The organism is Paracoccus sp. (in: a-proteobacteria), from assembly GCF_030536915.1.
Taxonomy (GTDB): Bacteria; Pseudomonadota; Alphaproteobacteria; order Rhodobacterales; family Rhodobacteraceae; genus Paracoccus.
In genome coordinates this window covers 33,286-43,859 of the sequence record NZ_JAUNPC010000016.1, presented here as the reverse complement: position 1 = coordinate 43,859, position 10,574 = coordinate 33,286, and the positions used below count along the sequence as shown (strand labels likewise).

Here is a 10,574-nt window from a genome sequence, read left to right as displayed (position 1 = left end):
TAATTATGTAATGCTGTTCTTCAAGCCGCTGCATGGCGATCTCATTTAGGGAACCCGGCTGTCCCGCCGGATCGGCGTTGCAATCTCGGCTGCCTCCTGTCCTGATGGGACCGCCGCAGGTCCCGCTGGGTCCTCCATGAAGCCCTGCGCATCATCCGTGGCCCGCGTCCCCTGCAAGGGGTGGCCGGTCAGGCATCAAGCCGGACAAGCGGGCGATGCCCGCCGTTTCCGGTTCAACCGGGATGCGGATCGGCGGGATTAGCGTGACCTGCCCAGCCGGATATGCGCCCCTTGACCCCCCAGCATCGGACCGGGCAACAGGTTTTCGGCGACCGGCCCGGGAAGGTCAGCATCCGGCGCTGGCAAAGGCGGTCCGGCCTGATGCCGTCCGGGCATCCCCATGGCCCACAAGAAAGCCGGGCCGCCGCGCTGCAGGCAAGAAGCTCGGGGAAACCTTGGCGTGACCTTGTCCCCGATGCGGTCCTTTGACTGCAGCGGGCAGGCCTTGCCGATCCACCGCCCCTGCCGTCGGCAGGAGATCATCGCCAGCAGGTCGCCCTCAGGACAAAGGCTGCAGCCATCTTCGGGCGGGACGCGCGGGGCCTGCGTCCTTTGGTCTTGCTCTGGCAGCCGCCCGCACCCGCTTTCCGGCAATCAGGCGGCCATGAGCCTGCCGGGAAACCGGCGCCTGTCCGCCGGCGGCGCGCCCGCCTCAAAGTGCCAGCCGCTCTCTTGCCTCGTTGACCAGCGCCCGTGCGATGATGGTCTGCTGGATCTGGGTGGTGCCCTCGTAGATGCGGTAAAGGCGGGCGTCGCGGAAAAGCTGCTCGGCGCGGTATTCACGGATATAGCCGTTGCCGCCATGGACCTGCACGTTGCGGTCGGCGACCCGGCCGACCATTTCCGAGGCGAACATCTTGGCGCAGGCCGAGGCCATGGCCACGTCCTCGCCCGCGTCGCGGCGGCGGGCGGCGTCCAGGACCAGCGCGCGGGCGGCCATCGCGTCGGCCTTGCTGTCGGCGAACATCCCCTGGATCAACTGGAAGTCCGCGATGGGGCGGCCGAACTGGCTGCGCCCGGCGGCATAGGCCACCATGTCGTCGATCATCCGCTCGGCCAGCCCGGTGCAGGCGGCGGCGATGCCCAGGCGGCCCTTGTCCAGCACCTTCATCGCGGTCTTGAAGCCCTGCCCCTCGACGCCGCCGATCAGCGCATCCGCGGGCACCCGGCAGTCGTCGAAGATCACGTCCGCCACATGGGCGCCCTGCTGGCCCATCTTCTTCTCGGGCTTGCCGATCGACAGGCCCGGCGCCCCTGCCTCGACGGCAAAGGCGGACACACCCCCCGCGCCCTTCCGCCCCGCGTCGGTGCGGGCCATCACGGTGAACAGCCCCGCGTGAGGGGCGTTGGTGATGAAGCGCTTGGTGCCGTTCAGGATATAGTCGTCGCCCTCGCGCCGGGCGGTGGTCCGCACGCTGCCCGCGTCGGACCCGACCTCCGGTTCCGTCAGCGCGAAAGAGCCGATGATCTCGCCCGAGGCGAGGCCGGGCAGGTAGCGCGCCTTCTGCGCGTCGGTGCCGTCGATCACGATGCCCTGGCTGCCGATGCCGACGTTGGTGGCGAACATCGACCGGAAGGCGGGGGCGGCGCGGCCGATCTCGAAGGCGACCAGCACCTCCTCCTCCATCGTCAGGCCGAGGCCGCCGTAATCCTCGGGGATCGACAGGCCGAAAAGGCCCATTTCGCGCATCCCGTCCAGCACGTCGGCGGGGATGGCGTCGGTCTCGGCCACCTCGGGTTCGCGCGGGATCAGCTTTTCATCGACAAAGCGGCGGATGCCGGTGATCAACTGGTCTCGGGTGTCGGGATCAAGGGCCATGGTCGCTCCTCCGCTATTTGCAGCAATATAATGTCATATATTTTAGCACGCAATCTCTTTAGTGTGCGGTTATACTCGACAGATGGGAACATCCCGGTTAAAATATAAGACAATACATTGCTTCACTGGCTGGGGGAGGGGACAGATGGAAGCCGTGCTTCTGCACGAACGGGGCGCGGCCGGTCCGCGCCTGACGCGGATCGAGACGCCGGCGCGGCCCGAGGGCGGCGTGCTGCTGCGGATGCTGGCCGCCTCGGTCAACCGCGTCGATCTCTACATGCGCGATTCGGGCGCGGGGATCACCCATGACCTGCCGCTGGTGATGGGCGTCGATGGCGTGGGCGAGGTGCTGGAAGCCGGCCCCGGTTCCGCCTTCCGCCCCGGCGAGCGCGTGATCCTTTACCCCTACGACTTCTGCGGGCGTTGCCGTCATTGCCTTGCGGGCGACCAGCCCCTCTGCACCCGCGCCCGCATCTTCGGCGAGCACATCGACGGCACCTTCGCCGAGATCATGGCCGTGCCCGAACGCGCGCTGCTGCGGCTGTCACCCGGGGCCGATCTGCATCAGGCGGCGACGCTCGGCGTGGCTTACCTGACCGCATGGCGCATGGTCTTCGGCAAGGTGGCGACCGGGCCGGGGTGGACCGTCTTCATCCAGGGCGCGGGCGGCGGCGTCGCCCATGCCGCCATGCAGTTGGCCCGGATGGCGGGGGCGCGGGTCATCGTCTCGACCTCGGGCGAGGAGAAGCTGGCGCATTTCCGCAGCCTCGGCGTCGAGGCGGTGGATTACCGCGACGGCGACATGGTGAAGCAGGTGCTGGCCCTGACCGATGGCGAGGGCGCCGACCTGGTCATCGACAACGTGGGGGAAAGGACCTGGCCCTCCTCGCTGCGGGTGATGGCGCGGGGCGGGCATCTGGCGACCTGCGGGGCCACGACCGGGGCGCATCCGTCGGCCGACATCCAGCGGCTGTTCGTGCGGCAGTTGTCGATCCACGGCTCGACCATGGGCAGCCTCGAGGAATTCCGCCGCCTTGTCCGCGCCTTTGAAACCGGTGCCTTCGCACCGCCCATCGACAGCACCTTTCCGCTGGCCGAGGTGCCCGCCGCCTTCGCCCGGCTGGAAGAAGCCGACCGCATGGGCAAGATCGTCATCTCCATCGCAACGCCGCAGGGGGCCGCATGAGCTACGATACCATCCTGACCGCCCGCGACGGCGCCGTGGGCATCATCACCCTGAACCGCCCCGAGGCGCTGAACGCGCTGAACGCCCAGCTCACCGCCGAACTGTCGCAGGCGGTGGACGGGATGGAGCGCGACCCCGCCATCCACGCCATCGTCCTGACCGGGTCCGACAAGGCCTTCGCCGCCGGGGCCGACATCAAGGAGATCCGCGACAAGACCTTCATCGAGGTCTTCGACGAGCAGTTCATCACCGCCACGTGGGAAGCCGTCGCCCGCTGCCGCAAGCCGGTGATCGCCGCCGTGTCGGGCCATGCCATCGGCGGCGGGTTCGAGCTGGCGATGATGTGCGACATCATCATCGCCGCCGAATGCGCCCGCTTCGCCCTGCCCGAAACGAAGATCGGGGTGATCCCCGGCGCGGGCGGCACCCAGCGGCTGACGCGGGTGGCCGGCAAGGCGCTGGCGATGGACATGATCCTGACCGGCCGCCGCCTGACGGCCGAGGAAGCCCGCGCCCACGGGTTGGTCAGCCGGGTGGTCCCGGACGGCCAGCACCTGACGGTGGCCGTCGCGGTCGCGCAGGAGATCGCGGCCTCCTCGCGCCCCATTGTGATGATCGCCAAGGAGGCCGTGAACAAGGCCTACGAGACGCATCTGGCCGAGGGCATCCACCTGGAACGCCGGCTGCTTTATGCGACCTTCGCCACCGAGGACCGGCGCGAGGGCATGGCGGCCTTCGGCGAAAAGCGCAAGCCCCGGTTCCGCAACCGCTAGCGGTTCCGGCCCTGTCCGGCTAGCCCCGGTTCCGCCGGGACCAGAAAGGGCGCAAGCGCCGCACGCAGCCAGTCGGGCAGCGGCTGCTTGCCTTCCCCGCGGGCGATGAAGACATTGACGCTGCTGAGCGAAAGGCAGCGCGCGCCCCGCTGCCAGCCGGTCGCGCGGAACCCCATCGAGGTCCCCCCGAGCCGCGTCACCTCGACGGTGAAATCCAAGTCGGCATCGCCCCGGACGGGCGCGGTGAAATCCACGTCGAGATGGACAAAGGGCATCCCCGCGCCAAGCTGCATCGACATGGCATACCAGCCCCGCCCCGCGGTCGCATCCGACAGGAAGCGGTCGAGGGCGCGCAGGGCGGCATTCACCAGCGCCCCGGTATAGGCGATCCCCGCCGGGTCGCAGTCGCCGAAGCCCATGTGATGGGTGTAGCGGTAGGGCGTGGCCGGGGGATGGTCGGGGGATGGCTGGGTCATGATGTCTCGCGCGGCTTTGGCAGGCTGGTGAAGATGCCGCCGGCGGGTCCGTGGCGGGCGATCCGGCGGATCGGCGCCTCCTCGCTGCCGGCGGCGGCGTCTGGTTCCATCCGCCCCGCGGGGCGCCGGATCGTCATTGAATATCCCGGCGATCCGCCCCTGCGCCAGAGCGGACAGGGTCATCCTCCTCTGCTTCAGCCGGGTTCAGGGGCCGGGGGGGGCAGATCACCGCGCAATCTACCGCTCCGGCACCCGACGGCGGGTCAACCTCGCTGCAGGTCAGGCCATGGGCGGCTCGTCCCGAAGGCCGGACTGCAGAAGCCGAAGCCGGTTCCCGGACAGGCCCCGTCCAGTCCATGCTTGCGCCCGCCGCCCGCCCGCCGCCACGCTGGGGGGAACGATGGTCACGCAAAGGGAAAACCGCCATGTTCCGTTGCATCCTTGCCGCCGCGCTGGTCCTGTCGGGCACCGCCCTGCAGGCGCAGGAACCCGAGCCGCTGCCGGTCCCGGCTGAAGGCAGACAGTTCTGGGGCCTCGGCGCGACCGGCATCCTCTGCTATCGCGCGCCCTGCCCTTGGCGCGGGGTCTTCCGCATCGCCCCCGACGGCACCCGCAGCCGCCCGCTGTCGGGCGACGACCTGCCCGGCCCACCGCCGCTCGAGGCCAGTGCGGGCGACCGCGCAAGGATCGAGGCCGCCTTCACGGACCCCGGCTGCGTGGTGGCCGAGGGGCATTTCCGCGGCGGAACGCTGGTGGTCGCCCGCATCGCCGGCGAATGCCGCAACTGGCCTGACCGCCCGCCCGCCGAATGAGGCCCCCCGCGACCGGAGGCGGCGCTTGCGCTTTCCGCTTTCGGCAGGCGGCGGATCAGTCCGCCCTTCCCGGCCGGGCCGGGCGGAAGCCGCGCCAAAACCGCGGCCCCCCTGCCCTATTGCCCCGAGTATTTCTTGCGCATCGCCCGGCCGGTCTCGATCCCGAACCGCCGCGCTTCGGTCGCAAGCCAGGCGTCCGCCGCGGCCTTGCCGTCGCGCCCGACGCGCATCCGGTAGCGGGGTTCAAGCTGGCGCCGGTGTTCCTGCATGATCCGGGCGCCCTCGGCGCGGGCGCGGGCCTCGGCGGCGGGCGACATGGCGCCGGGCCGCGACTTTCCCTGACGCGGGGCGGGGGATTCGCGCGGACTGGCCTGCTGCTGCTGATGGGTGCGCAGGTTCTGTTCCAGCATCGTGTCGAGATGGATGCCGAGGTAATCCTGCGCCGTGGCAGGCGCGGCGAGGGTCAGGGCGGCCAGCAGGGCCGCGGCGGCGGGCAGGTGCGTCATCGGTCGTCCTCCGGGGGTCGTGATGGCAGAAGGCTTTCGCAGGTGACCGCATCCGAGGGGTTACGGCAAGGCGGTGTTCCCCCCCGGCCCGCGTCGCACCGGTGGGCGTCGGCCAAGTCGGCAGGCCGCATCGACGGCCTCTTTCCCCCGCTTCAGCGGTTTTCCAGCCCGTTGTCGCGGCGCTGCCGGCGGATCTCGGCGTGGCTGGAATCGACCCTGGCGATCAGTCGGGAAAGGCCTGCGCGCACCTCGGCCAGTTCGGCGGCATGGGCCTTCTTCGAGGTCAGGTCATTGGCGTTCGCCGCGTCCCAGTCCAGCGCCCATTCCATCGCCGCGATCCAGTCGTCGGGATCGCCGGCGATGTATTCGTTGACGGGGCGGCCGACCTGTTCCGTCAGGGCCGAGAACAGGGCGCGGTCATCGGCCCCCGCGCCGGGCGCCGCCAGCAGGAAGCGGTAGCGGATCTGCCCGGCATACATCCAGTTCGCCGCCTCCTGTCCCCGGCCTTCGGCCAGCAGCCGGGCGGCGAGGACGTAAAGCGCCGAAGGATGCAGCGACCCCGCCTGCCCGGCGATCTGCGCCGGACTCATGCGGTCCAGCGTCTCGCCGGCCTGCGCGCAAGGGGACAGCAGCAGGCCGCAGGCCAGCAGCAGGGCGGCGGGCAGGCGTCTCATCTGGCGCTCCTTGTGCTTCGTGCATGCGACCCCATGAAAGCGCATCCGCCCGGCCTTGTCTTCAGCGCAGGCGGGTTTCAGCGCAGGCGATGCGGCGCAGGGCCGGGGAACTCAGCCCTCCGGCCCGCGCCGGACGCAGCGGAAGCCGATGTGGCTGGCGGAACTGTCCGCGGCCTGCGGCTGGCGCGCGGCGGGGCGATAGCGGCGGCAATGGTCCGGGGCGCAGAGATGCGAGCCGCCCTTGACCACCCGGGGGCCGGTGGCGCCCCCGCCCGGCGTGCAGCAGGAATGCGCGCCCGGCAGGCGGAAGGCATCGGCGGTCCATTCCCAGACATTGCCGATCATGTCGAAAAGCCCGTGACCGTTCGGGGGAAAGGCCCCCACGGGCGAGGTCCGGGGAAAGCCGTCCAGCCCGAGGTCCTGCCAGGGAAAGCCGCCCTGCCAGGTATTGGCCCGCCAGCGCCCGCCCGGCGCGGGATCGTCGCCCCAGGCATAAGCCGCACCGTCAAACCCGCCGCGGGCGGCATATTCCCATTCCGCCTCGGTCGGCAGGGCCTTGCCCGCCCAGGCGGCATAGGCCGCGGCATCCGCATGGGTGACATGGACGACCGGATGATCCTTACGGTCCTTCAGACCGCCGCCCGGACCCTCGGGCCGGTGCCAGCAGGCGCCCGGCACATAGGCCCACCACAGGCGCGGGTCGTCCAGCGGCACCGGGCCGGGGGGCGGGCGGAAGACCAGCGAGCCGGGAACCAGCAGCGCCGGGTCGGCGCCGGGATGGACCGCGGGGTCCGGCGCGCGCTCGGCCAGGGTGACATGGCCAGTCGCGGCCACGAAGCGGGCGAAATCGGCGTTGGTGACGGGGCCGCGGTCGATCCGGAAGCCCGCGACGGCGACACGGCGGACCGGCCTCTCCTCGGGGTAGAAATCGTCCGAGCCCATCAGGAAGCTGCCGCCGGGGATGAAGACGCAGCCCGGGCGATCCCCGGCCATGAGCCGCCTCACCGGGCCGTCACGGCCGGGACCCGCCGGTTCCACCCTGCCCGTTCCCGTCCCCCTCGCTGTCGTCATCCTCCATCTTGATGGTGTAGTCCTGCGTAAAGGGGCGGCTGAGCAGAAGCAGGACCAGCATCGTCCCGGTCAGCAGCACCGAAAGCCAGATCATCCCCAGCCCGCAGATGATCCCGATGGCCCCCGAGGCCCAGATCGAGGTGGCCGAGCCTGCGCCGTACACGGTGTAATCCTCGCGGAACAGCGTGCCCGCGGCGATGAAGCCGATGCCGGTCATGACCGCCTGCAGGACGCGGGTGGGGTCCACCGAGATGGTGTCGTCGTCGGCGCGATAGGCGAATTCGATGGTCCCGATCGTCAGCGCGCGGGACGCCAGCGCAATGATGACGAAGGGGCGGAAGTCGATGGGCTTTTTCCGCAGGAAGCGTTCTACCCCCAGCGCCAGCGACAGGACCAGCGCCGCCCCCATCCGCAGCACCGCGTCCGCCCACGCAAGGTAAGAGGGATTGAAGCTGTCAGGCTGCATGATGGCCGAACGCGGGGGTGCGGTCCCTGTTCCGGCAGGCGGGCCGTAAGCGCGATGATCCGGTCCATGCGGCCGCCCCGCTGCCCCCTTTCGCGACCAGGGCCGGCAAGGGCCTGCGATCCCCGAAGCATTTCCGGGACGAACCTGCCTGCCCGGTCCGGGATTCCCCCCGCCATGTGGGGATGGTCCGGCGCCCGGCGGCGGGATGCGGGGGATCGGCGCTGCCTTCGGCACCGGCCAGCAAGGCCCGGTCCCGCCAGCACCGCCTTGCCGCCCGGCAGGGGACGGCGGCGGGCGAGCCTTTCAGAGATGCGGGCGGATGCCCCCGGAGACCGCCAGCATCTCGCCGGTCAGGAAGCGCGCGTCGTCGCGCAGGAAGAAGGCGATGGCGGCGGCGGTCTCGGCAGGCTCGGCCATGCGGCGGATCATCCCTTGGGCGACCAGCCGGTCGGCCTCGTCGGACGGGATGTTCTGCGTGACCGAGGTGCGGGTCAGGCCCGGCGCCACGCAGTTGACGGTGACATGGGGCGCGAACTCGGCCGCCAGGCTGCGGGTCAGCGAGGCGACGGCGGCCTTGCCTGCGGCGTAGTCGGCCTGGCCCCCCTCGCCGCCGTAGACGATGCTGGCCACGTTGACGATGCGGCCCCAGCCGCGGTCCAGCATCCCCGGCGAGAAGGCCCGGATCAGGTGGAAGCCCGGCATCAGGTTCAGGTCCATGGTCGCGCGCCACTGCTCCTCGGTCATGTCGAGGAAGGGCGTGTAAAGCCGGGGCGAGCGCAACCCGCCCACGAGGTTGACAAGGATGTCCACCGGACCCGGCGCCCGCGCGGCCTCCGCGAAGGCCCCGGCCTCATCGGCGCGGGTCACGTCGCCGCGCAGGGCCGCGACCCGGACGGGCGATCCGGCCAGCGCCGCCACCGTCTCATCGAGCCGCCGTCCCGAGATGTCGGTCAGCGCCAGTCCCGCGATCCCGTCGTCCACCAGCCGGTCGATGACCGCCCGGCCCATGGGGCCGCCCGCGCCGGTCACGGCGGCGATGCGGCCGGCAAGCGGGGCGCCGGTCATGCCAGCCCCATCTCCTCGCGCAGCATCCGGCGCAGCGCGAATTTCTGGATCTTGCCCGAGGCGGTGGCGGGCAGGCTGTCGCGGATCTCAAGCCGCTCGGGCCAGTACTGGATCGCCAGCTTGTGCTCTCGCAGGTGGCGCTGCATCTCGTCGAAATTGAAGCCGGCGCCCGGCTTCAGCGTGACGAAGGCGCAGGCGCGTTCGCCCAGGCGGTCGTCGGGATAGGCCACGATCGCGACCTGGTGGATGGCGGGGTGCTTGAACAGGATGCCCTCGACCTCGAAGACGGGGATGTTCTCGGCGCCGCGGATGATGATGTCCTTGGACCGGCCCGAGATGCGGATATAGCCGCGCTCGTCCATCCGGGCGACGTCGCCGGTGTCGAACCAGCCCTCGTCGTCGGTCGCGTTCAGCAGCGGGCGCTTGAGATAGCCGCCGAAGTTGGAACAGGCGCGCACGAACAGCTCGCCCGCCTGCCCCACGGGGCAGATGTCGCCCTGCTCGTCGCGGATCTGCAGCTCGACCCCCGGCAGCGGGAAGCCGTCGGTGTTGACCGAGCGTTCGTCGTCATCGGCCGGATCGACCAGCGTCACGGCGCCGTTCTCGGTCATGCCCCAGGCCGAGATGATCTTGGTGCCGGGCATGACCTGCCGGGCGCGTTCCACCACCGCGCCGGGAATGGGCGCCCCCGCGCACAGGAAGATCCGCAGCGAGCGGCTGTCGAACTTGTCTTCATCGACCGCGTTCGTCAGGTCCATCAGGAAGGGGGTCGAGGCCATGGTGAAGGTGATGCGGTCGTCCTGCACCATCCGCCCCTTCAGCCGCTTGTCCCAGGTGTCGAACAGGATCGACCGCGCCTTGAGGTAGATCGGCATCAGAAGGCCGTACATGAAGCCGGTCTGGTGGGCCATGGGCGAGGCCATGGCGATCACGTCATCCTCGGTCAGCCCCAGCCGTTCCGAATAGGGGATGAGGTTCGAATACATCGTGTTCGAGGTATGCATCACCCCCTTGGGTTCCCCGGTCGTGCCGCTGGTGTAGATCAGCTGGTTCACGTCGTCGGGACCGGGGCGGTTTGCGGTCACGATCCGCTGCAGTTCGGGGTCGTCGTCGAAATCGGGGTTGGCCAGCAGGGCGTCGAAGCTGTTGGCGCCTTCGGGCTTGTTGACGACGATGTGGCGCAGGTCGGGCAATTGGGCCTTCATGCCCTCGGCCATCGCCTCGTGGTCGAAGTCGCGGAAGACCTTGGGAACGATGAAGACCCCGGAGTCGCCGTGGCGCAGCATGAACAGCAGTTCATGTTCGCGGAAGATCGGCATGACCGGGTTGAACACCGCCCCGATCCGGGCGCAGCCGAGATAGGTCGCCACGAACTGCCAGCTGTTCGGAAGCTGGCAGGTCACCACGTCGTCGCGTTTCACGCCAAGGCGCGTCAGGCCCACGGCCGCGCGGTTCGCCATGCGGTCCAGTTCCGCCCAGGTGAAATCGCGCCGCGAGCCATCGGCCACGGTGATCGAGCTCAGCGCCAGCCGGTCGGGCTTTTCGGCCAGGGCGGCGTCGAAATAGTCGTTGACGGTCTTGTTGCGCCAGTGGCCGTCCCGGACCATGGCCTCGCGCCGCGGCTCGATCAGGATCGCGTCGAATTTCATTGGTGGTCCCCCCTTTG

12 protein-coding genes are annotated in these 10,574 nt (G+C 70.1%); 3 read left to right on the top strand and 9 right to left on the bottom strand.

All coding sequences use genetic code 11. The features are described from left to right. Positions 1 to 712 precede the first annotated feature (712 nt). The gene (locus Q4F04_RS04745; protein WP_303368684.1) at positions 713 to 1,879 is read right to left on the bottom strand and encodes an acyl-CoA dehydrogenase family protein; all 1,167 of its coding nucleotides are present in this window, start codon (positions 1,877 to 1,879) and stop codon (positions 713 to 715) included. Between the two features lie 145 nt (positions 1,880 to 2,024). On the opposite strand from Q4F04_RS04745, the gene Q4F04_RS04740 reads away from it, so the two are divergent. Together Q4F04_RS04740 and Q4F04_RS04735 are read left to right on the top strand one after the other, a co-directional pair. Then, on the top strand, positions 2,025 to 3,065 hold the full coding sequence (locus tag Q4F04_RS04740) for a zinc-binding dehydrogenase (protein WP_303368683.1): 1,041 nt from the start codon (positions 2,025 to 2,027) through the stop codon (positions 3,063 to 3,065). Further along, positions 3,062 to 3,838 carry an enoyl-CoA hydratase-related protein gene (locus Q4F04_RS04735; RefSeq protein ID WP_303368682.1) on the top strand — a complete coding sequence of 259 codons (777 nt, stop codon included), beginning with the start codon at positions 3,062 to 3,064 and terminating at the stop codon, positions 3,836 to 3,838. Before Q4F04_RS04740 ends, Q4F04_RS04735 begins: the two co-directional genes overlap by 4 nt. On the opposite strand, the gene Q4F04_RS04730 is transcribed toward Q4F04_RS04735, so the two are convergent. Continuing rightward, positions 3,835 to 4,314 (bottom strand): thioesterase family protein, encoded by a 480-nt coding sequence (locus tag Q4F04_RS04730; RefSeq protein ID WP_303368681.1) that lies wholly within the window; start codon positions 4,312 to 4,314, stop codon positions 3,835 to 3,837. The genes Q4F04_RS04735 and Q4F04_RS04730 overlap by 4 nt on opposite strands. Further along, positions 4,311 to 4,451, bottom strand: a complete 141-nt coding sequence (locus Q4F04_RS04725; protein ID WP_303368680.1) for a hypothetical protein — start codon at positions 4,449 to 4,451, stop codon at positions 4,311 to 4,313. The genes Q4F04_RS04730 and Q4F04_RS04725 overlap by 4 nt, the downstream gene beginning before the upstream one ends. A 288-nt stretch (positions 4,452 to 4,739) precedes the next feature. On the opposite strand from Q4F04_RS04725, the gene Q4F04_RS04720 reads away from it, so the two are divergent. Further along, positions 4,740 to 5,126: a hypothetical protein gene (locus tag Q4F04_RS04720; RefSeq protein ID WP_303368679.1), complete on the top strand. Its 387-nt coding sequence runs from the start codon at positions 4,740 to 4,742 to the stop codon at positions 5,124 to 5,126. Positions 5,127 to 5,242: 116 nt separating this feature from the next. Here Q4F04_RS04720 and Q4F04_RS04715 read toward each other — a convergent pair whose 3' ends face one another. The 6 genes from Q4F04_RS04715 to aliA all read right to left on the bottom strand — a co-directional run bounded on the left by Q4F04_RS04715 (position 5,243) and on the right by aliA (position 10,557). Then, positions 5,243 to 5,632 (bottom strand): hypothetical protein, encoded by a 390-nt coding sequence (locus Q4F04_RS04715; protein ID WP_303368678.1) that lies wholly within the window; start codon positions 5,630 to 5,632, stop codon positions 5,243 to 5,245. Between the two features lie 152 nt (positions 5,633 to 5,784). Continuing rightward, entirely contained in the window at positions 5,785 to 6,306 is a 522-nt protein-coding gene (locus Q4F04_RS04710) for a hypothetical protein (protein WP_303368677.1), read from the bottom strand. A gap of 111 nt (positions 6,307 to 6,417) precedes the next feature. Continuing rightward, on the bottom strand, positions 6,418 to 7,299 hold the full coding sequence (locus Q4F04_RS04705) for a formylglycine-generating enzyme family protein (protein ID WP_303368676.1): 882 nt from the start codon (positions 7,297 to 7,299) through the stop codon (positions 6,418 to 6,420). A 19-nt stretch (positions 7,300 to 7,318) separates the two neighbouring features. Next, on the bottom strand, positions 7,319 to 7,843 hold the full coding sequence (locus tag Q4F04_RS04700) for an MgtC/SapB family protein (protein WP_303368675.1): 525 nt from the start codon (positions 7,841 to 7,843) through the stop codon (positions 7,319 to 7,321). Positions 7,844 to 8,146: 303 nt separating this feature from the next. After that, positions 8,147 to 8,908, bottom strand: coding sequence for an SDR family NAD(P)-dependent oxidoreductase (locus Q4F04_RS04695; protein ID WP_303368674.1), 762 nt, complete (start codon positions 8,906 to 8,908; stop codon positions 8,147 to 8,149). Next, positions 8,905 to 10,557 carry a cyclohexanecarboxylate-CoA ligase gene (gene aliA / locus Q4F04_RS04690; protein ID WP_303368673.1) on the bottom strand — a complete coding sequence of 551 codons (1,653 nt, stop codon included), beginning with the start codon at positions 10,555 to 10,557 and terminating at the stop codon, positions 8,905 to 8,907. The genes Q4F04_RS04695 and aliA overlap by 4 nt, the downstream gene beginning before the upstream one ends. Between the last annotated feature and the right edge of the window lie 17 nt (positions 10,558 to 10,574).